The organism is Henriciella sp., from assembly GCF_029936995.1.
In the GTDB taxonomy this organism is placed as follows: domain Bacteria; phylum Pseudomonadota; class Alphaproteobacteria; order Caulobacterales; family Hyphomonadaceae; genus Henriciella.
Genome location: NZ_JAPYRE010000001.1, coordinates 334,672 through 354,176, shown reverse-complemented (window position 1 = coordinate 354,176; position 19,505 = coordinate 334,672). Strand labels below are relative to the sequence as shown.

20 protein-coding genes are annotated in these 19,505 nt (G+C 60.8%); 14 read left to right on the top strand and 6 right to left on the bottom strand.

Annotated features, from left to right (window positions below; all coding sequences use genetic code 11):
* Nucleotides 1-151 precede the first annotated feature (151 nt).
* The 5 genes from Q1K31_RS01760 (at nt 152) to Q1K31_RS01740 (ending at nt 3,284) form a co-directional block, all read left to right on the top strand.
* Nucleotides 152-916 carry a hypothetical protein gene (locus Q1K31_RS01760; RefSeq protein ID WP_300376071.1) on the top strand — a complete coding sequence of 255 codons (765 nt, stop codon included), beginning with the start codon at nt 152-154 and terminating at the stop codon, nt 914-916.
* Between the two features lie 45 nt (nt 917-961).
* On the top strand, nt 962-1,174 hold the full coding sequence (locus Q1K31_RS01755; protein WP_300376069.1) for a DUF2093 domain-containing protein: 213 nt from the start codon (nt 962-964) through the stop codon (nt 1,172-1,174).
* Between the two features lie 16 nt (nt 1,175-1,190).
* Complete coding sequence (locus Q1K31_RS01750) at nt 1,191-2,090, top strand: M23 family metallopeptidase (protein ID WP_300376067.1); 900 nt, start codon at nt 1,191-1,193, stop codon at nt 2,088-2,090.
* A 10-nt stretch (nt 2,091-2,100) separates the two neighbouring features.
* Nucleotides 2,101-2,949, top strand: coding sequence for an SDR family oxidoreductase (locus Q1K31_RS01745; protein WP_300376065.1), 849 nt, complete (start codon nt 2,101-2,103; stop codon nt 2,947-2,949).
* A gap of 119 nt (nt 2,950-3,068) precedes the next feature.
* The gene (locus tag Q1K31_RS01740; RefSeq protein ID WP_300376063.1) at nt 3,069-3,284 is read left to right on the top strand and encodes a dodecin; all 216 of its coding nucleotides are present in this window, start codon (nt 3,069-3,071) and stop codon (nt 3,282-3,284) included.
* A gap of 24 nt (nt 3,285-3,308) precedes the next feature.
* On the opposite strand, the gene Q1K31_RS01735 is transcribed toward Q1K31_RS01740, so the two are convergent.
* On the bottom strand, nt 3,309-4,694 hold the full coding sequence (locus tag Q1K31_RS01735) for an amidase family protein (RefSeq protein WP_300376061.1): 1,386 nt from the start codon (nt 4,692-4,694) through the stop codon (nt 3,309-3,311).
* Between the two features lie 122 nt (nt 4,695-4,816).
* Between Q1K31_RS01735 and Q1K31_RS01730 the strand changes: the two genes are divergently transcribed.
* A complete protein-coding gene (locus Q1K31_RS01730) occupies nt 4,817-5,311 on the top strand; it encodes an MgtC/SapB family protein (protein WP_300376059.1) in 495 nt (164 codons plus the stop codon).
* A 35-nt stretch (nt 5,312-5,346) separates the two neighbouring features.
* Here the strand turns inward: Q1K31_RS01730 and Q1K31_RS01725 are convergent, their stop codons facing one another.
* Entirely contained in the window at nt 5,347-6,318 is a 972-nt protein-coding gene (locus Q1K31_RS01725; protein ID WP_300376057.1) for a quinone oxidoreductase, read from the bottom strand.
* A 52-nt stretch (nt 6,319-6,370) separates the two neighbouring features.
* Between Q1K31_RS01725 and Q1K31_RS01720 the strand changes: the two genes are divergently transcribed.
* The 5 genes from Q1K31_RS01720 (at nt 6,371) to Q1K31_RS01700 (ending at nt 12,678) form a co-directional block, all read left to right on the top strand.
* Nucleotides 6,371-6,937, top strand: coding sequence for a ribonuclease HII (locus Q1K31_RS01720; RefSeq protein ID WP_300376055.1), 567 nt, complete (start codon nt 6,371-6,373; stop codon nt 6,935-6,937).
* Between the two features lie 125 nt (nt 6,938-7,062).
* Nucleotides 7,063-8,694: an acyl-CoA synthetase gene (locus Q1K31_RS01715; protein ID WP_300376053.1), complete on the top strand. Its 1,632-nt coding sequence runs from the start codon at nt 7,063-7,065 to the stop codon at nt 8,692-8,694.
* A gap of 249 nt (nt 8,695-8,943) precedes the next feature.
* Nucleotides 8,944-10,668 carry an alpha/beta hydrolase gene (locus tag Q1K31_RS01710; protein ID WP_300376051.1) on the top strand — a complete coding sequence of 575 codons (1,725 nt, stop codon included), beginning with the start codon at nt 8,944-8,946 and terminating at the stop codon, nt 10,666-10,668.
* 65 nt (nt 10,669-10,733) lie between these two features.
* Nucleotides 10,734-11,612 carry a tRNA 2-thiocytidine(32) synthetase TtcA gene (gene ttcA / locus Q1K31_RS01705; protein ID WP_300376049.1) on the top strand — a complete coding sequence of 293 codons (879 nt, stop codon included), beginning with the start codon at nt 10,734-10,736 and terminating at the stop codon, nt 11,610-11,612.
* A 61-nt stretch (nt 11,613-11,673) separates the two neighbouring features.
* The gene (locus tag Q1K31_RS01700) at nt 11,674-12,678 is read left to right on the top strand and encodes a carbon-nitrogen hydrolase family protein (RefSeq protein WP_300376047.1); all 1,005 of its coding nucleotides are present in this window, start codon (nt 11,674-11,676) and stop codon (nt 12,676-12,678) included.
* Nucleotides 12,679-12,694: 16 nt separating this feature from the next.
* Here the strand turns inward: Q1K31_RS01700 and Q1K31_RS01695 are convergent, their stop codons facing one another.
* A complete protein-coding gene (locus tag Q1K31_RS01695) occupies nt 12,695-13,231 on the bottom strand; it encodes a tetratricopeptide repeat protein (protein ID WP_300376045.1) in 537 nt (178 codons plus the stop codon).
* A 96-nt stretch (nt 13,232-13,327) separates the two neighbouring features.
* Between Q1K31_RS01695 and Q1K31_RS01690 the strand changes: the two genes are divergently transcribed.
* Complete coding sequence (locus tag Q1K31_RS01690) at nt 13,328-14,569, top strand: permease (RefSeq protein WP_367187494.1); 1,242 nt, start codon at nt 13,328-13,330, stop codon at nt 14,567-14,569.
* Here Q1K31_RS01690 and Q1K31_RS01685 read toward each other — a convergent pair.
* The 3 genes from Q1K31_RS01685 to Q1K31_RS01675 form a co-directional block, all read right to left on the bottom strand.
* Complete coding sequence (locus Q1K31_RS01685; protein ID WP_300376041.1) at nt 14,566-14,790, bottom strand: helix-turn-helix transcriptional regulator; 225 nt, start codon at nt 14,788-14,790, stop codon at nt 14,566-14,568. The two genes, Q1K31_RS01690 and Q1K31_RS01685, sit on opposite strands and share 4 nt — an antisense overlap.
* 1 nt (nt 14,791) lies before the next feature.
* Nucleotides 14,792-15,214, bottom strand: a complete 423-nt coding sequence (locus Q1K31_RS01680; RefSeq protein WP_300376039.1) for a hypothetical protein — start codon at nt 15,212-15,214, stop codon at nt 14,792-14,794.
* Between the two features lie 164 nt (nt 15,215-15,378).
* Nucleotides 15,379-16,692, bottom strand: a complete 1,314-nt coding sequence (locus tag Q1K31_RS01675) for a sorbosone dehydrogenase family protein (RefSeq protein ID WP_300376037.1) — start codon at nt 16,690-16,692, stop codon at nt 15,379-15,381.
* A 206-nt stretch (nt 16,693-16,898) separates the two neighbouring features.
* On the opposite strand from Q1K31_RS01675, the gene Q1K31_RS01670 reads away from it, so the two are divergent.
* Entirely contained in the window at nt 16,899-18,965 is a 2,067-nt protein-coding gene (locus Q1K31_RS01670) for an amidohydrolase family protein (RefSeq protein WP_300376035.1), read from the top strand.
* Nucleotides 18,962-19,447, top strand: a complete 486-nt coding sequence (locus tag Q1K31_RS01665) for a YaiI/YqxD family protein (protein WP_300376032.1) — start codon at nt 18,962-18,964, stop codon at nt 19,445-19,447. Before Q1K31_RS01670 ends, Q1K31_RS01665 begins: the two co-directional genes overlap by 4 nt.
* The last annotated feature ends 58 nt before the right edge of the window (nt 19,448-19,505 follow it).

The following is a 19,505-nucleotide window of genomic DNA, read 5'->3' as shown; positions in this document are numbered from 1 at the left end:
TGCAATGCAAGGCCGGCGTTTCATCTTGAGCGACGCATGTACCACAAATGTTCTTAGAACAAAACAAAAACTTTTGACCGCTTTGCGGGCCTTGCTACGCGCTGGGAATACAGCCTAAACTCAACCTATAAGGACGCTTACGGAGCCCCGCTTGATCGCGCTTTCCAGACACATTCCGGCGCTCACCACGGGCGCTGTTGCAGGTCTTGTCATGACAGCCGCAGGCCCGGCAGCTGGGCAGGCGGCACAACAGACGCAGGACGACCCGCCACCTACAACCCTACCTTTTGAACCGACCGTGAGATCGGCACCGCCAGCCAATCCGACCTATCCGAACCGGCGCCCCCCGCCGGAGCCCGCCCCGCCACCTGACACATTATGTACGGAGATCGGTCCTATTATCCGGGCGGGCGTCACGCCCAGCCGGTTTGCCAGCCTTTCTCCGTCAACAGAAGAAGGCGCCGTGATCGGTACATATGAGACTGGCGGCGGAATTGGGGAAATCGGTGCCAGTTACTGCACCGTCGTCATCCCGGCGGCGGATCCACAGACCGCCGGTTCACCGTATAACCAGGTGACCTGCCAGCTCGGCCTGGGGCATGGCGAAAGCCCATACCTTGACGATCTGCGCGCCCGCCGGGACAGGATCGCCAACCGCATCAGCGAATGCCCCGCCGTGGCCGAGTGGACAGGCTCCCGCCCCGGTGAAACCCCGCTGAGCACGGGCGCTGTCACTGAAGATCATGTCTTCAATCATCCGGATGTCGATGTGCAGATCGTGATCCGCGCGAGCCACCATGAAATGAGCGGCGACTGGCCGCTTGACCATCTGCGCACGCTCTCACTCATCTTCCGAACGCCGAACCCGGACCGGCCAGCCCCCGGCGCATCGGATGAGAGTGCCGGCCTGCCCTGAGGATGGCCCCTTCCATCCGGGCCGAAACATCGCCATTATAGCGCCATGCTGACACGTACAGGAACACCCCCCGGAGAAGCAAAGCTCCGCTATCTCGACGCCGATCTCGATGTGATCGAGCCTGGCGACTATGTCGTCTGCGCCGTCACCGGACGGAAGATTCCGATTGCGGCACTGCGTTACTGGAGCGTCGATCTCCAGGAACCCTATATTGATGCTGCCGCTGCTGCGAGCCGCATGGTTCCCGACAGGAGCTGAGACCGGCGTGGCCGTCTTGCACAAACTATCCCTGCTGGCCCCGCTTGTATTGCTGCTCGCCAGCCCGGCCCGCACAGAGCCCCCGCCCCCGGCAACAGCTCTGACCTGTACCGGCGTGACGAAACAGGGGGGACTGCTTGTCTGCGAAGGCCCGCCGGAGACTGCAATCCACGTCACCTCCCCAAAGGACAAGCATGATCGCACCGTGCGCACGGATGAAGCAGGTACGGTCCTGATCGGTCTGCACCAGAAAGAGGCGTCAACGCTCACCCTGACGCCTGACCCCGGCCAAATCCCGCCGGTTACGGTTCAGGTCGCCCCACGCGATGATGACTTCAGGCTGATCAGGGGCTTCAACTGCGACAAGGTCGATGCACGTACCGAGGCCCAGAAACAGCACGCCGCTGAAAGCTGGGTGAAAAAGCAGGACGCCTTTGCCCGCTTCAATACCGGCCCCGCTCTCTCGAAGGGCTTTATCAAGCCGGTGAACGGACCTGCCTCGTCGCCCTTCGGTCCAACACGGAAATATGTCGGCACTGGCGCGAATGGCGACCCGTGCGAAAAAGTCTCCGTACATGAGGGATTTGATTTCGCCGTACCGACCGGCACACCCGTCTCGGCGCCAGCTGGCGGGACCGTGGTGCTGGCCGATACGGACCTTTATTATGAAGGCGGAACAGTGTTCCTCGATCATGGGGGTGGGCTCGTATCAGTCTTCCTCCACCTTTCCGCTGTCGACGTGACGGAAGGCGATGTCGTCTCCCAGGGCGACCGGCTGGGCGCGACGGGCAATACCGGCCGTACGACCGGCCCGCACCTCCACTGGGCCGTGAAGTGGCGCAATGAGGAAACTTCCGGGCGGGACAGGGATTTCTATGTGGACCCGGCGCTGCTTCTGGCGCTTGAGCCACACTAGGAGAGATCACATGACCCGAGCCGAGAATGCCGTCATCACAGGCGGCGCCTCCGGCATGGGCCTGGAAATGGCCCGCTACATCATAGACCGCGGTGGCCAGGCCTTCATTGCGGACATGGATGACAACAGCCTCAACAGTGCCCGCGAAGCACTTGGCGCACGAGCGACCGTGCACAAGGTTGACGTTTCCAGCGAAGACGACGTTGAAGCCATGGCGCGGACGGCCTTTGACGAACTTGGCCATGTCGACCTGGTTTTCGCCAATGCCGGCCTCCAGTTCGACGCCCCCGTCATCGAAGCAAGCGCCCACGAGTTCGACCTGCAGATCGGCACTAATATCAAGGGAAGCTGGATGACGGCCAGGGCCTTTGTCCGAAGGTGGATCGACCGAGAGGAGACAGGCCGGATCTGCTTTACCGGCTCTGAACACAGTCTCGGCTTTCAGCATGACGGTGCCGCGCTCTACACAGCCACCAAGCATGCCATTCTGGGGCTTGCCGATGTCATGCGCCGGGAAATGCCGGACAGCGTCGGCATCAGTGTCTTCTGTCCCGGTCTCGTCAATACGAGCTTCTATGCAAGCCGGGAGAAGGCAGGGCTCAAGGAAAGCGAAGAAGCCCTGACGACAGGCGAAAAACTGATGTCCATGGGTATGCCGGCGAGCCAGGCTGCTCAGGCAGCCGTCGAGGGCGCACGCGCTGGCAAATGGCTGATCGTGACACATGCCGTTGCCAGGGAAGGCGCGAAGGAACGCTGGCAGGAAATCGACGAAGCCTTCCAGGACCAGGCACCGCCCGGATCAGACGCGCGCAATTACAAGGTTCGCGAGCTTAAGCGGCAGATCAGTCAGGATAGCTGACAGACTACAGGCTGCCTTTCAGGCTTTGATCCTGTTTATGCGTCAAAACTTGGCAATTGTCGGAACCTGCCCGCCCGCGGGTCTGTTATTTTCCCGAACAGCTGAGAAAGGACATTCCCATGTCGACAGACACATTTGCCATGACAAAGATTGTAGGCACCTCGAAGACCTCGATTGAAGAGGCGATCGACGGCGCTCTAAAATCGGCGAGCAAATCCATCCGCAATCTCGACTGGTTTGAAGTGGTATCGACACGCGGATATATCGAGAATGGCGAAGTCGGATACTATCAGGTGGTTCTCGAGCTTGGCTTCAAATATGAGGACAAGCCATAGGCTACCGGCTCCTCGGCGCGAAGCCTAGCCTGCAGGTATATTGGTGGCCGGGTCTAGACATAGTCCGGCCTTTTCGACCTGCTCGGCGAAGAACAGTGTAGTCCTGTCCCCGAACTGCGGCCCCAGTGCCTGCACACCTGTCGGCAGTCCTTCCTTCGTGACTTCGAGTGGGATGGCTGTTGCCGGCAGGCCGGGGAACGTGGCCAGTCCAGCCCATACGAGCTGGCTGGCAAATTCCACCGGCTCACCATCGATGATGTAAGGCGGAGAACTCCAGATCGCCTGATCGGCATGGGGAAAAGCCGTCATGCTGGCAATCGGGGCGAGAACGGTATCAAATTCTCCGAAGAGTTTATCCCAGCGCCTCTGAAGCCGCATCTGTATGTTCAGCAGCTCCATCCACTGGTGCGCATCAATCGGTTTTGCTTCAGGCGTGCCTCGCGTAATCACTGTATTCAGCATACGCACATAATGTTCATGCGCGACCATGATGTCCGGCAGAAGCCCGGTCTCATACCGTACATCGCAACCTGCCGCATCAAGGCGTTCAGCAAAGCGGTTGATTGCACCCGACACCTCACCTGCGACACGCGGCAGGCCATCTGCCGGCAGGACGAGCACCCTGTACTCTTCTAACCGGGTCTTTCGGGCCGGCGCGAGATCAAGCGTCCAGCCCGGGCCTGCCGGTCCGGCCACTGTGGTAAATGCCACGTCGAGATCACGGGCAGACCTTGCCATAGGCCCGACGACGGCTAACGGGACTTCCACCCCGTCCGTGCCCGGCAGTGCATGGCCCTTGAGCGAAACCGCCCCATAGGTCGGCTTGTGTCCGAAAATCCCGCAGAAGTGCGCAGGTGCCCGGATTGAGCCACCTATGTCGGAGCCAAGCTCCAGCGGCACCATCCCGGCTGCCAGCGCGGCAGATGACCCGCCTGATGACCCGCCAGGCGTGCGGCTGGTGTCATGCGGGTTCACAGTGCGCCCATAGACCGGGTTGAAGCTCTGCCAGTCTGCCAGAGCAACCGGCGCATTGGTCTTGCCAACAATCACCGCCCCGGCATCTTTCAGGTGCTTTACTGCAAGCGCATCCGTATCCGGTCTGTAATCCGCAAAAGCCTCCATCCCCCATGTCGTGGGAAGGCCGGTCATGTCGTTGGATTCCTTGACCGTCATGGCCACGCCGAGAAGCGGCTTGCCGCTCAGGTCTGACAGGTTCGCGTCGATTGATCTTGCCGCCTTACGCGCACGCTCGAAATCCCGTACAACAACAGCATTAATGGCATTGTCCAGCCGCTCTATCCTGTCAATTGCCGCGTCGCAGACCTCAAGCGCCGAAACCTCTTTTCTGCGCACGAGGTCCGCCGTCTCGAGCGCATCAGCACTGCCCAGATCGGTCACCGTTCTTGTCATCCTGTCCTCCTCATCGCCTGACTGGCATTTATGAAATGACTATCACGACGGTTTGCGGCTGGCAACCTTGTTCCCGTCTGGCCGTATCATGTAATGAAAATGTCATACGATGAGACAGACTTATGGACGGACTGAATTTCCAAACCTCGATTGCGCTGGCCGACATGGGCGTAAGGCTCGGCCTGGCAGGCCTTTGCGGCTTCCTGATCGGGTTCGAGCGGGAAGCGCGTGAACGCCCGGCGGGCTTGCGGACCCATATGCTCGTCTCGCTGGCTGCGGCGGTATTTGCCCTGATCGCGCTTGAGATGATCGCGCAATTCGGTTCCGAGGATGACCGGACACAGCTTGATCCGATCCGTGTGGTCGAAGCCGTAACCGCAGGGGTCGCCTTCCTTGCAGCAGGCACGATTATCCAGTCGCGCGGCGCAGTGAAGGGCCTGACTACCGGCGCGGGCATGTGGCTGGCTGGGGCAATCGGCCTTGCGAGCGGGGCCGGTTTTATCACCATCGCCCTCATGGGCACAGGCTTTGCGCTTCTGGTCCTCGTTCCGCTCAGAACGATTGAAGGACATGTCTTCGACAAGTCCGGCAACGACAATGAAGACAGCCGGAACTGAAACGCCCCGGCCGCCAGAGTTCAGCTTCCCCGGGTTCAGGGTTTCAGCAGCGTCGCCCCCGTGGTCTTGCCGCTCTCGATGGCACGATGCGCTTCTGCGGCGTCTGCCAGGTCGAAAGTCTGACCGACATGCGCTTTGAAGGTTCCTGCTCTCAGAGCTCCAAAAAGAGCGGACGCGCCTTTGTGGAGCCCTTCTTCGGTATTTATGAAATGGAACAGGCCAGGCCGTGTCATCACCAGCGACCCCCGCTTGGACAGCTCGACCGGCGCGATCGGGTCAACTGCACCTGAGGCATTACCGAAGCTGACAAACCAGCCACGTGGCTTGAGGCTGTCGAGGGAGGCCATGGCCGAGGATTTGCCGACACTGTCATAGGAAACATCGACGCCCTTACCGCCAGTCAGCGCCTTGGCGCGGCTGGCCACATCCTCATGGCTGAAGATCACGTCACTGGCGCCTGCTTTGCGAGCCATTTCCGCTTTCGCCTCAGACGAAGTGACAGCCAGGACGCGTACTCCGAGCGAGGTCGCCCACGGCACCAGCAATGAACCGACCCCGCCAACAGGGGCCCAGACGAGGGCCGTTTCTCCGGGTTCCGGCCGATAGACTTCAAACAGCAGCATCCACGCCGTCAGCCCCTTGAGCAGGGTCGCTGCGCCTTCTTCCTCGCTGACGCCTTCAGGTAACTTGAGCATGCGCGAGGCCGGGCCGGTAAAATGGGTCGCATAGGCCCCGGCTCCGAGATAGGCGACCCTGTCACCCGGCTTGATATTCTCAACCCCGTCTCCGACAGACTCGACCGTGCCTGCACCTTCTGAACCGAGGGTGAATGGCATCTTCACCGGGTAGAGACCTGAGCGATGGTAAGTATCGATGAAATTGAGCCCGACGGCGCTCTGACGGACAAGGGCTTCGCCGGGTCCGGGTCGGCGCGGCTCCATGGAAACCCGGGTCAAAACCTCCGGGCCGCCCGTCTCGTTAATCTGAATGCAATATGCGTCGCTCATGGTGAATACTCCCGGAATCATGGTCTATTGGTTATAGATGAGGAACATAAGCATGATCTGCGGTATAGACGAGGCCGGACGTGGCCCCTGGGCAGGACCTGTGACCGCAGGCGCAGTGATCCTCGACCCGGACAACCCTGTTGGTGGACTTACAGATTCCAAGAAACTGAGCGAAGCGCGGCGAGAAGCGCTTTACTGTGAGATCAAGGCCAAGGCGCTTGCCTATGGCATCGGCTGGGCCAGCCCGGTCGAGATTGACCAGCTCAATATTCGCGAGGCCACTTTCCTCGCCATGAAACGGGCCATCGCGATCATGGGGCTGGTCCCGAGCGAAATTCTCGTTGACGGCAACTGCCTGCCGCAAGCCCTGCCATGCCCGGCAAACGCCATCATCAAGGGCGACCTCAGCGAACCGGCCATCTCGGCAGCCTCTGTGCTGGCGAAAGTCGCGCGTGACCGCGCCATGGTCGAACTCGCCAACCGCTTTCCCGGCTACGGGCTTCGCCGGCACAAGGGATACGGCACCCCGCAACATGCCGAAGCGCTGGACATGCTGGGCCCGTCAGGTTGCCACCGGATGAGTTTCGCGCCTGTCCGCCGGGCGGCACACGCCGCCTGACCCCGCGACCGGAAGCGGTGCTGACCTGTCACATCCGCTAGCCGACGCCACGTAACCCCTCCCCGATGCCCCGGTTTTCTGGTTAAAGTGCCGGAAAACATCACATAACGGGAGGTAGCCTCATTATGGGCAACAGCATCTTCAATCTGGGGGACATGCTGGACGCGGTCGGCAAAGCGCTCGGGCCGGACGATCCAGCGCTCATTCACGGTGACCGTGTCATCTCCTGGCCGGAGATGACGGCGCGTTCCAACAATGTCGCCCGCGCCCTGCATGAACGCGGCGCCGAAGCTGGCGACAAGGCCGGCTTCTACCTGCGCAACCAGCCGGAATACATGGAAGGGCTGGCGGCCTGCTTCAAAGGGCGCTTCACCCATGTGAACGTCAACTATCGCTATCTCGACGACGAGCTCGTCTATATCTTCGACAATTCCGATTCCGCGATCGTCTTCTTCGACCGCGAATTCCGTGAGAACGTCGAGCGGGTCCGCGAACGTCTCGACAAGGTGAAGATCTGGGTCGAGGTCGGCGGTGACGGCTCCGATACGCCGGATTACGCTGTCGCCTACGAGGCGCTGGCAACCGAAGGCAATGGCAGCCCACTGGAAATCGAACGTTCCGACGACGATCAGATATTCCTCTATACCGGCGGCACAACCGGCATGCCCAAGGGCGTGATGTGGAGCCACAGGATCTGGCGGGAGTCCTCGCTGGAATCGATGAAGAAGATTTACGGCTTCGCACCGGAATCGATGGAACAGCATCTGATGCTGGTGAACGAAATGGGCAAGCTGTCGCGCCAGCTGCCCGCCTGCCCGCTCATGCATGGCACCGGATTGTTTACAGCCATGGGCGCCATGGTCGGCGGCGGGGCAATCGTAACGCTTGAAAACACGAAGAAATTCGATCCTGTCGAGCTCTGGGACACGGTCGACCGGCGCGGTGTGACCGCCATGGCGATCGTCGGGGATGCCTTCGCCAAGCCGATGCTGCGCGTGCTGGAGGAAAACCCCGGCAAATATGACCTCTCCACTGTGCAGACCATAACCAGCTCCGGCGTGATGTGGTCGATGGACGTCAAGCGTGGGCTTATCAAGCACATGCCACAGGCCGCGCTGATGGACAGTTTCGGCGCGTCAGAAGCTGTCGGTTTTGGCATGTCGGTGTTCACAGCCGAAGGCGAGCAGCAGACCGCCAAGTTCGAGCTGGGCGAGAACTGCAAGGTGTTCACTGAAGACCGCCGCGAGGTCAAACCCGGTTCAGGTGAACCCGGCTTCATCGCCCGTGGCGGTGCGGTACCGCTTGGCTATTACAAGGACCCGGAGAAGACCGCCAAGACCTATTGGGAAGTCGATGGGGTTCGCTATGCCGTGCCGGGTGACTGGTGCACTGTCGAGGAAGACGGCACCATCACGCTGCTCGGGCGCGGCTCCAACTGCATCAACTCGGCCGGTGAAAAGATCTACCCCGAAGAGGTCGAGGAGGCGTTGAAGAACCATGAAAGCGTGCTCGACGCGCTCGTGGTCGGCCTTGAAGACGAGAAATGGGGCCAGGCAGTCACAGCCGTCGTTCAGCTCAATGAAGGCGCCAGCACGGATGAAGACACGCTGCGCGCTTTCGTGAAGACACAGCTTGCCGCCTACAAGGCACCCAAGAAGATCCTGTTCAAGCCATCGCTCGGCCGCGCGCCGAACGGCAAGGCCGACTACAAGTCGATCAAGAACTTCGCGATGGAACAGCTCGGCGCCAGCGCCTGATACGGTCGGGTGAATTTTTTCCATCCGGTCGCACTGGCGGCAATTTGCATGGTGTGACAGCGGTACAGCAGCGGTGTGAGAGCGGTCCAGAAATGGGCCAAGGCTCGTACCGCTGCTTTCGCTCAACTTCTCCTCGCCCGATACAAGAGGAAGCTCGATAGCCCCGTCATGGCCTGATGACAGCCTTGATCTTGCCTTACCGCTGTGGTGACTACAGAGCGGGACAAGCGAGGGGGGACATGCGGGGACATGTTACGGGCGCTCATTGCGATACTGGTTCTCGGTGCCATCGGCGCGCTTGGGGCTGGAGCTGTCTGGCTGCTTCAGCCGAAGACCAGCCTTTACCATCCTGACTTCGGAGCCGACTGCCGCGAGCTTCTCACAGTCGACACTGAAAACGCGGTCGACTGCGTGCGGGTCTTCTATGGCACCAACCGGAATGTGCAATTCGATGGTGAGGCCCCTGCTCCGGACTCCGAGATAGATACAGGCGAGATCGTCGCCGAAGACAGCCAACAACTGCATCTGGGGCGTGCGGATGTCTGGCTGCCCAGACTCATCGAAGAGGGCGGCACACGAGAGCGCGGTGAGACACCGTACCTCGAGGGTGAGGTTCCGGAAGAAGACAGTGAGCTGGTCAAATATGTCTTCCTGACCCGTATTACCAAGGCCGGCCGCGCGCATTTCCTGGCTGACCTCGATGACGTCCTGATTGATCAGGACTCATATTCAGCGCTTCTCTTCGTTCACGGTTTCAACACACCGTTCGAGGACGCACTCATCCGTTCAGCCCAGTTGTCGGTGGATCTCTCACGCCGCGATGTCTTCGACGTCGGTGTGCCCCTCCTGTTTTCATGGCCGTCGGCGGGCAAGGTCTCCTATAGTGAGTATCGCGGAGACCAGGACCGCTCCATCGCCGCAGCTCCCTACCTTGAGGAATTTCTCGACCTGATTGTCGAGAACGCCGATATCGACCGCATCAACATCGTCGCTCATTCCATGGGCAACCGTATCCTGACCAAGGCCCTGGAAGATTACGCGGCCGATTACCTTGAGCGCCAGGAGCGTCGCGACATCGAGTTTCGCATCGTGCTGGTGGCCGCAGACGTCGACCGTGACATATTCGACGGCATCACGGGCGTGCTCGACAATCTCGAGGCCAATGTCACGATCTATACCTCAGACGCGGATCGCGCGCTGCATGTCTCGGAAATCGTGAACCAGAACCTGCGCCTCGGCGATACGGACGGCAACCGGCCCTATATCCGGCGCAATGACTATTACGAGACCGTGGATGCCAGCGGTGTCGCGACAGAGCTGTTTGGACTGGGTCACAACTATTACTCCGACAACCCCTTCATCCTCGGCGACATGCTGTGTGCGATGGCAGAGCACAATCCGGAAGACCGCGCTCTTGAGGAGCGCCGCTATGCCGACACACCCGAGGGCGATCCGTACTTCCGTGTGAGCACCGATATCGCGCCGGGATATGAGGGCTGCTCCCTGTTTCGCACCGCTTTTCCGCTTGAAAAGGCAAGCCAGGCCCCAGCAGACGAAAGCCCGATGCGTATCTTCGCGCCGCCCGCTTCACCGCCACCGCCTCCGCCGCCTCCACCTTCTGAGCCACGGGCCGCTATGCCGGCCGAAGAGATCGAACTCACCATACCAGTTGAGGACCGTGATGATTTCAACGCATGGGTCTATGGTTTGCGAGTTCTGGAGGCCTCTGAAGGCCGTGGGATAAGCGCCATCCGGATCGTCGCTCATACGGACACCATTGGTGAGGCCGATGCCAATGGACTGCTGAGCTTCCAGTGGGCCAATGCCGTGAAGGACTATCTTGTCGAACAGGGCATCGATGAGAGCCTTATCTCGGCCGAAGGGCGCGGCGAAAGCCAGCCAGCCATTTCCACAGAAGATGACGTCGCCGAGCCGCAGAACCGCCGCATCGAGATCGTCATAGAGTTTGAGTAACGCTCGGCTCCCACAGGTGAGCACCGCTCTGGCCCTGCTGGCCCTTCCTGTGGCAGAAGCCGCACATGGCTGATGACATGATGACAGGCATGGTGCCGCCGATCTTCGCCGATGTGCCGAAGAGTGTGAGCTTCAAGAAGCTGCGCAAGCGGATCGTGCGCAGCGCGCTGCAGGCTGTTGACCAGTATGGCATGGTTAACCGCGCGCGCGAGGGCGAACCGTCGAAGTGGCTGGTCTGCCTGTCGGGTGGCAAGGACTCCTACGCCCTGCTCGCCGCGCTCATCGACCTGAAATGGCAAGGGGCGCTGCCGGTCGATCTCATCGCCTGTAATCTCGACCAGGGCCAGCCCGGCTTCCCGAAACATGTCCTGCCCGAATGGCTGGACACTGTGGGCGTGAAATACCGCATCGAGACCGAAGACACCTATTCCATCGTCACCGAGAAAGTGCCGGAAAACCGCACCTTCTGCGCCATGTGTTCACGCCTGCGCCGGGGGATACTCTACCGCGTCGCGCGCGAGGAAGATTGCGAGGCGATCGTGCTCGGCCATCACCGCGACGATGCACTCGAGACGTTCATGATGAACCTCGTGCATGGCGGGCGGCTGGCCGCGATGCCGCCGAAGCTGCTCAATGATGCCGGCGACATGTTCGTCCTTCGCCCCCTGATCAACTGCGCCGAGGCCGATCTCGCCAAGTTTGCCGAGGCGATGGAGTTTCCCATCATCCCGTGCAATCTCTGCGGCTCACAAGATGGCCTGCAGCGCCAGGCGATGAAGGCGATGCTGGATGAGTGGGAGGCCAAGAAGCCCGGCGTGCGCCAGGTCATGGCCCGTGCGATGACGACGGTACGTCCGAGCCACCTGCATGACACGAACCTGTTCGACTTTGCCGGACTGGCACTCGGCGGCGCCGGCGAGGACGACCCGAACGTGCCGTTCTAGCTTCACCGTTCCGGCGTCATCCCGGCATTCGCGCCAGCAAATATCCGGGGGGACGGCACAAATGACAGGAACCTATGGCGTTTATGTGATTTGCGCAGACATGCGCAGCTCGTTACGCCTTCATCCCATGACAGAGACAATCCGGCTTTCCGCCGTGCAGGCCGCGCCCCGCCTTTTTGACAAGCAGGCAAGCCTTGAGCTGGCCTGTGACTGGATTGCGCAGGCTGCGAAGGACAGGCCCGACGTTATCGCCTTCGGGGAAAGCTGGCTGCCCGGCTATCCGTTTTTCATCGACAGCCCGCTTTCGCCAGTCTGGTGGGATGCCGCTGCCGAGCTGCTGGCCAATGGTGCGCGACTCGATGGACCGGAGGTCTCTACGCTGAAAAAGGCCGCCAAACAGGCCCGCGCCGATCTCGTCATCGGGATCAACGAACTCGATCCACAGACAGAGGCCACGCTCTACTGCACGCTCCTGTTCATCTCGCGCGATGGCGAGCTTCTGAACCGCCACCGCAAGCTGAAACCCACACATCATGAACGTTCCGTCTGGGGCGATGGAGACGCGAAAGGGCTGCACCCGGTGCAACGTGACTGGGGGCGGCTGTCGGGGCTCAATTGCTGGGAGCACAATGCCGTCCTGCCGGGCTATAGCCTGATGGCACAAGGCGTGGATGTGCATGTCGCTGCATGGCCAGGCCGCGAACCGGAGACCGCTCCGGAAGAACCGGTCTGGGCAAGACAGCTGCTGCTGAGCCGCGCCTTTGCCAGCCAGGCCGGCGCCTGGGTGATCTGTTCAGCCGGCCTGCGCATGGAAGACCATGTGCCCGAACGTTTCAGGGAACTCTACCTGTTCGACCATAATGGCGCCACCGCCATTATCGATCCACGCGGCGAAATCGTTGCCGGGCCGCTGACCGGCGAGGAAGGTATCCTGACGGTGGACGCCGACCTGTCGCTGGCCCGCAAGTGCAAGGTAGCAAGCGACCCGGCCGGGCATTATTCGCGGCCAGACCTGTTCCGGCTGGAAGTAGCAGGTCGTGAAATCTATCCCGGCGAACGGGGCTAGGCATATAGACTTGCCCCTAGCCTGCCCCGTTCAGACGTTGCGTGCACTCCTCCACCCCGGATTCCATCTCTGCCTGTTCGTATAGGTCACGGGCCTCCCGCCAGCAGGCGGCTGCTTCGACCGTGTCATCTATCCGGTCATACAGCTTTGCCAGCGGCCGGATGGCATTGGCGAGCGTTACAGGGCCAATACCGTCCAGCTCGCGGTAGAGCTCAAGTGCTTCCTCGTAATGTGTCTGGGCCATGCCATATCGGCCAAGCTCGGCAGCGACGTCACCAAGGTGACGGATGACATGGGCAGTCACGAGCGCGTCGACATCCTCGCGCCGGCAAAGATTGGCGGCCTCGATATAGAGGGTTTCTGCATCCCCGTATTGGCCCTCATCGCGGTAGCACTGCCCCTTGGCCATAAGTGCCCGCACTAGCAGCTCCGGGTCACGGGCCCCGCGCGCATACTCGACTGCGTCGGTGGCAAACATGTGGGCGTCATCGGGGCTTTCGTCCCGCCGGGCGGTATAGACCCTGTCTACAAGCTCCCTGACGTCCTGTTGCATGATCTATCCGCCATAACACATTTCCACAGGGCTGGCACCTGAAAGCGACCTGCGACCGAATTCTATCGGAACTGCGATAGTCCAGAAACATTGCCTATGTGGCTGAAACTGAACCGGACGGGCAGTTTGAACACTTTTCTCTCCACCTGGCACGAAGCGGCGATGACGTCCGCCGGCCTGTTCTGGATGGCCCTCTGGGCCTTCGGGCTTGGTTATCTCGTCTCTTCCATGATCCAGGTCTTCGTCACCCGTGAGCGGATGAAGAAAACGATGGGCGGGCGTGGCCCCAAAGCTGTCGGTCTCGGTACATTTTTCGGTTTCATTTCCAGTTCGTGCTCGTTTGCAGCGCTTGCCACGACACGCTCTCTGTTCGCCAAGGGGGCGGGCCTTATCCCGGCGCTCGCCTTTCTGCTCGCCTCCACGAACCTTGTGATCGAACTCGGTATCATCATCGCGGTCTTCCTCGGCTGGCAGTTCGTCGTCGGGGAGTATGCCGGGGGTATCCTGCTGATCCTGCTGACATGGCTGATCGTGCGGGTGACCGGCGCATTCGGACTGACGAAAAAAGCGCGAGAGCGCGCGCAGGCGCAGGAGGGCAGCGACGACAACGGCGATGTGCCGGACTGGAAGAAGCTCATGGCCAGCCGCGAAGGCTGGCGCAAGGTCGCCCAGCGCTATGTCATGGAGTGGGGCATGGTGTGGAAGGATGTCACGGTGGGCTTCACCGTGGCCGGGATCATCGCCGCCTTCGTGCCGCGCAGCTTTTTCGAGGCCCTCTTCATCGGCTCGGGCAGCGACGATCCGGCTTTCTGGCAAGTTGCCGCACAGACCGTGATCGGGCCTGTGGCGGCCTTCTTCACCTTTATCGGCTCAATGGGGAATATCCCGCTCGCCGCTGTGCTGTTTTCCAACGGGGTGAGCTTCGCCGGGATCATGGCCTTTATCTTTTCGGACCTTGTAGTCCTGCCGGTGCTGCGCATACAGGCGAAATATTATGGCTGGGGCATGGCGCTTTATATCGCTGGCGTCTTCCTCCTCGCTCTCGCCGCGACCGCGCTGGTGCTCCACTACGCCTTTGCGGGCATGGGGATTCTGCCGGATGCCGGAAGTGTGAAGAGCGTGACCGACCGGGAATTCTTCAACGTCGACTATACCCTTTTCCTCAACCTCGCCTTTCTCGCGCTCTCGGGGGTTTTCCTCTGGTGGAAGGCAGTGACGGCCGGGTTCGGCAATCCGATGGGTACAGGGATCACGGAAAGGGTGCTGTTCGGCCTTTCGGTCATCGCCTGTCTGTGGCTTGCAGGCGGGCTTTTGATCGCGCCACTTCTGACAGGCTAGCCCGCGTCTTCGGCCCAACCGAAGACATCCTCAAGGCCGACACCGAAAAGACGGGAAATGCGAAAGGCGCTTTCGAGCGAGGGCGAATAACGCCCCTGCTCTATGGCAATGACGGTCTGGCGCGTGACGCCAATTGCCTCTCCAAGCGCGGCCTGGGACATCTGTCCGTGGGCCTCGCGCAGCTCTTTCACGCGATTGGTGATGGGCGGGCGTTTCGCCATCTCAGACGCCCCGCCGGTAATGCCAGATCTTTGAGGCATACTCGCCCAGGCTGGCGATCATCATCGCTCCAAAGGCAATGTGGAAAAGCTGGTTGCCATCATAATTCATGAGATAGCCCCCAAGCCCACTCAGCACACCGATCCCCAGCAGGACACCGCTGAAGGAGCCCGCCCGGCTTGCAATGATCCGGTCACGCTCATCCATCGTGTCGTCGGCTTCTGAAGGCTTTGTGATGGCAATCAGGACATGGCCGATGATCGACAGCACGATGATCGCAATAATGTAGGCCACGACCAGCGGCAGGACGGGGGGCGCAATCTCGCCCATTGCTGCCGACATCTCCGTAACGGTCTTGAAATAGAAGATGGCCCCGGCCAGCAGGACGGCCCCCATCACCCAGGCGGATTTTTCATGGAATGACATTGTTGTTCTCTTTCGTGTCAAAAATACCTGACATGCAGATATGTATAAAATTTTTTACTGTCAAGAATTTTTAACAAGAAAATTTGACATAGGATAGTCAGCTTCATCCTCCGGCGGGCTAAGGATGAGGTTTGGCCCTGGATATAAATAGATAGAGAGAGCCGCTAGTCCGCCCGGCTGACGCGCCAGACCGTGTTGCCGACATCGTCTGTCACCAGCAGTGCGCCGTCCGCGGCGGTAGCGACGTCGACGGGCCGGCCAAGCGCCTTGTCATCGACACGGAAGCCGCCAAGCACCTCACGCGGGTTCCCGGCCGGACGGGCGCCATTGAAAGGCACAAAGACGACCTTGTAGCCGCTTGGCGGTTCACGATTCCAGGAGCCGTGCTGGCCGATGAAGACGCCTTCACCATAGGCGTGACCGAGACTTGCCCTGTGCGAAAACTCCAGGCCGAGCGAGGCGGTGTGGCTGCCCAGCGCATAGTCCGGCGCGATGGCGCGGGCCACCATGTCCGGACGGGCCGGTTCAACGCGGGTGTCGACATTTTCGCCCCAATAGCTCCACGGCCAGCCATAGAAAGCCCCGTCCTGCACGGAAGTCATATAATCCGGCACGAGATTGTTGCCGAGCTCGTCACGCTCGTTCACCACCGTCCAGAGTGCGCCTGAAGCCGGGTTCCAGTCCATGCCGTTGGGGTTGCGAAGACCGGTCGCGAAGAGACGTTTTTCGCCTGTTGCGACATCGACCTCCCATATCGCCGCACGGCCCTGCTCGGCGCTCATGCCATTCTCGGCAATGTTCGAGTTGGAACCGACCGTGGCATAAAGTTTCGATCCGTCCGGCGAGGCAATGATATTCTTGGTCCAGTGATGGTTGATCTCACCGGCTGGCAGGGAGGTCAGGATTCGCCCCTCTGCCGCGATGCCTGTCGCGCCCGGCTCATAGGGAAAAGCGACGATGGCGTCAGTATTGGCGACATAGAAGGTATCGCCGATCAGCTCCATGCCGAAAGGCGAGTTAAGCCCATCGAGGAAGACATGCCGCTCATCGGAGACGCCATTTCCATCCGTATCGCGCAGGAGGGTAATCCGGTTGGCGCTCGGCACGGCCGCACCGGCCTTCTTCATCGCCTGCTTCATGAAGAAGCCACGGATGCCGTCGCCATCCTCCGGGCGCGGCGGGGCGTTCGTCTCGGCCACCAGTACATCGCCATTCGGCAGGACGTGCAGCCAGCGCGGGTGATCGAGCCCACCTGCAAAAGCCTGTACCTCAAGACCTTTTGCAGCGCGTGGACGCGCACCTTCCGGCCAGCCTGTCGCCTTCGCGATGTCCACCGTGGGGATGAGGCTTGTCTTCGGCTCCGGCAGGACGGGCGACGGGCCATAACCGATCGAGACCGGCGCCTGGCTTGACGTGGCACATGCCACCACCCCCACACTCAGCAGCGACAACAGGGAGATGGTGGAGGCGATACGCATGGAACGGTTTCCTTTCATAATGAACAAGATGGTCCGATAGGCCCTGGTTCCAAGCTCGACACCCTATGGCCCGGCTCTCACCTTCCGCATGCAGTGAATTCCTCCCGCGCCCTCGCTTTTGGCCAGCGTGAATGCTTTTATAGCCGCATCAGTCTGTAACCGGAACGGGCACGACAGGCCCGTTATCCGAAGAAGAGGTTCATTGCATGAAAAAGCTCCTGACCGCCAGCGCCGGTCTGGCCGCCCTGATCGCCGCCCCCGCCAGCCTCTCCGCCCAGGCACCGGCCGACACCCCGGACGATGTTGCAGGCGCCGGGACCGTCTACACGGTCCTAACGAGCGGGACAAAAATCGGGGAAATGGTGGTCACCGAATCCGGCCCGGCCATCAGCATCGACTATGAGTACCGCAATAATGGGCGTGGCCCGACCATGGACGAGACCATCGTGCTCGGCGAAGACGGGGTGCCTGTGGCCTGGACGGTCGAGGGCAACACGACCTTCGGCAGCGCTGTCGATGAGAGCTTTTCCCTGAGCGCGGGGACGGCCCAGTGGATGGACTCGACAGGCAAGGGCTCTGCCGACATTCAAGAGCCATCTGTCTATATCACGCAGTCGGGTTCGCCCTACCAGCTGGCGGTCTATGCCGGAGCACTGATGGCCGACGCGGACATGTCTATGCCCGCCCTACCCGGCGGCACGCTGACCTTGCAGGAGCTGGAAAGCTTCGAGCTTGAAGGCGCAGACACGTCCGTCTCCGCAACCTCCTATGCACTGGTCGGCCCGGACCTCGACCCGACCTATTTCGTGATGGACGCGGCGGACGACTTCGTCGCCATGATAACCCCGGAATTCCTTGTCGTGCGCGAAGGCTTCGAGGCTGAAGACAAGCGCCTGCGCGACATGGCCGTGCGTTATTCCACAGAGCGGTTCGAGCAGTTGCAGGAAGACACCGCCCACACATTCGATCAGCCGGTGCGGATCACGAATGTCCGCCTGTTCGACCCGGAGACCATGGCACTGACCGAGCCGAAATCCGTGCTGGTCGAGGGCGACCGGATCGCCGCTGTCGAAGCTGCGGACGCGCAGGCTGGCACCGGCGAATATGTCATTGACGGTGAGGGCGGCACGCTGGTGCCCGGCCTGTCCGACATGCACGGGCACATGGGCCAGGACGACGCGATGCTGAACATCGCCGCGGGCGTCACATTCGTGCGCGATATGGGCAATGATAATGAAGTGCTCTCAGAGCTGATCGAAAAGATCGACGAAGGCGTGCTCGCAGGTCCACGCATCATCAAGTCCGGCTTTATTGAGGGCAAGAGCCCCTACAATTCCAATAATGGCATCATCGTCACCAACCAGGAAGAAGCCCTCGAGGCGGTACGCACCTATGGTGAGGATGGCAGCTTCTTCCAGATCAAGGTCTACAACTCGATGAAGGGGGCGTGGGTGCCACAGATGGTCGAGCTGGCCCATGAATACGGCATGCATGTTGCCGGCCATGTCCCGGCCTTCTCACGCGCCGACAAGATGATCAAAGCCGGTTATGACGAGCTGACGCACATCAACCAGGTGATGCTCGGCTGGGTGCTTGAACAGGGCGAGGACACGCGCACGCTGCTGCGGTTGACGGCCCTGTCGCGCCTGCCGGATCTCGACCTCTCCTCCGAAGCTGTAAAGACGACGCTTGACCTGATGGTCGAGAATGATGTCGCCATCGACCCGACCGTGGCGATCCATGAGGCGCTTCTCCTGTCGCGGGATGGCAGTTTCCGCCCGGGCGTCAGCGACTATATCGAGCATATGCCGATCAGCGTGCAACGCGGCGCCAAGCAGGCCTGGTCGAAGATCGAGACCGCTGAAGACGATGCCGCCTATGCCGGGGCATTCGACCGGATCATCGAGACGCTGACCATGATGCGCGAGCGCGGCATCTTAATCCTGTTCGGCACTGATATGGGCGGGTCCTTCAACCTCCACCGCGAACTGGAGCTCTACCAGCAGGTCGGCTTCACACCGGGCGAAATCCTCGCCCGCGCGACACTTGAGTCGGCGGAATATCTCGGACACAGCGAGGACTATGGCTCCATCGAGGCAGGCAAATATGCTGACTTCTTCCTGGTGCCAGGCAACCCGGTCGAGGACTTCAAGGCCATCAAGACGATCCGCATGGTAATGAAGGACGGCACGGCCTACTTCCCGACCGAAATCTATCCGGCCTTCGGGATCGAGCCCTTCACGGACGTTCCGGAGATCGTTGCGCCGGAATGAGTTCTTCACAAGACCAGCCGGGCGGTATCCGCATCCATGTCGATGCCGATGCCTGCCCGGTGAAGGACGAGGTCTACAAGGTGGCGCTGCGCCATGAGGTGCCCGTAAACGTGGTCGCCAACAGTTTCATGCGCGTGCCGCAGCACCGGCTTTTTACCCGCGTGACCGTGCCCGAGGCCCCGGATGTCGCCGATGACTGGATCGCCGAACGCGCGAATGCGGCGTGCGTGGTCATCACCTCCGACATGTTGCTGGCCCAGCGCTGTCTCGAAGCAGGCGCGCGCGTGCTTGCCCCGAACGGCAAGCCTTTCACCGAGAACTCCATCGGCCAGGCTGTCGCCACCCGCGCCATCATGGAAGACCTCCGCGCAACAGGCGAGCAGACGAGCGGGCCGAAAGCCTTCAGACCGGCAGACCGCTCGAATTTCCTCTCGGCGCTGGAAGTGGAAATGCAGAAACTGAAACGCCGCGCGCGGCCATAGGATACCTACCCTCACTTCATCTGCATATTCCGCTACACACAGCCCCTTGTGATAACAT

Excerpts from the sequence above, each read along its gene's own strand:
- Q1K31_RS01730 (WP_300376059.1), top strand. The coding sequence starts at position 4,817 with ATGGACGGACTGAATTTCCAAACCTCGATTGCGCTGGCCGACATGGGC.
- Q1K31_RS01710 (WP_300376051.1), top strand. The coding sequence starts at position 8,944 with ATGTTACGGGCGCTCATTGCGATACTGGTTCTCGGTGCCATCGGCGCG.
- ttcA (WP_300376049.1), top strand. The coding sequence starts at position 10,734 with ATGGCTGATGACATGATGACAGGCATGGTGCCGCCGATCTTCGCCGAT.
- Q1K31_RS01665 (WP_300376032.1), top strand. The coding sequence starts at position 18,962 with ATGAGTTCTTCACAAGACCAGCCGGGCGGTATCCGCATCCATGTCGAT.
- Q1K31_RS01755 (WP_300376069.1), top strand. The coding sequence starts at position 962 with ATGCTGACACGTACAGGAACACCCCCCGGAGAAGCAAAGCTCCGCTAT.
- Q1K31_RS01675 (WP_300376037.1), bottom strand. The coding sequence starts at position 16,692 with ATGCGTATCGCCTCCACCATCTCCCTGTTGTCGCTGCTGAGTGTGGGG.
- Q1K31_RS01690 (WP_367187494.1), top strand. The coding sequence starts at position 13,328 with ATGTGGCTGAAACTGAACCGGACGGGCAGTTTGAACACTTTTCTCTCC.
- Q1K31_RS01680 (WP_300376039.1), bottom strand. The coding sequence starts at position 15,214 with ATGTCATTCCATGAAAAATCCGCCTGGGTGATGGGGGCCGTCCTGCTG.
- Q1K31_RS01685 (WP_300376041.1), bottom strand. The coding sequence starts at position 14,790 with ATGGCGAAACGCCCGCCCATCACCAATCGCGTGAAAGAGCTGCGCGAG.
- Q1K31_RS01735 (WP_300376061.1), bottom strand. The coding sequence starts at position 4,694 with ATGACAAGAACGGTGACCGATCTGGGCAGTGCTGATGCGCTCGAGACG.
- Q1K31_RS01695 (WP_300376045.1), bottom strand. The coding sequence starts at position 13,231 with ATGCAACAGGACGTCAGGGAGCTTGTAGACAGGGTCTATACCGCCCGG.
- Q1K31_RS01740 (WP_300376063.1), top strand. The coding sequence starts at position 3,069 with ATGTCGACAGACACATTTGCCATGACAAAGATTGTAGGCACCTCGAAG.
- Q1K31_RS01725 (WP_300376057.1), bottom strand. The coding sequence starts at position 6,318 with ATGAGCGACGCATATTGCATTCAGATTAACGAGACGGGCGGCCCGGAG.
- Q1K31_RS01700 (WP_300376047.1), top strand. The coding sequence starts at position 11,674 with ATGACAGGAACCTATGGCGTTTATGTGATTTGCGCAGACATGCGCAGC.
- Q1K31_RS01715 (WP_300376053.1), top strand. The coding sequence starts at position 7,063 with ATGGGCAACAGCATCTTCAATCTGGGGGACATGCTGGACGCGGTCGGC.
- Q1K31_RS01720 (WP_300376055.1), top strand. The coding sequence starts at position 6,371 with ATGATCTGCGGTATAGACGAGGCCGGACGTGGCCCCTGGGCAGGACCT.
- Q1K31_RS01670 (WP_300376035.1), top strand. The coding sequence starts at position 16,899 with ATGAAAAAGCTCCTGACCGCCAGCGCCGGTCTGGCCGCCCTGATCGCC.
- Q1K31_RS01745 (WP_300376065.1), top strand. The coding sequence starts at position 2,101 with ATGACCCGAGCCGAGAATGCCGTCATCACAGGCGGCGCCTCCGGCATG.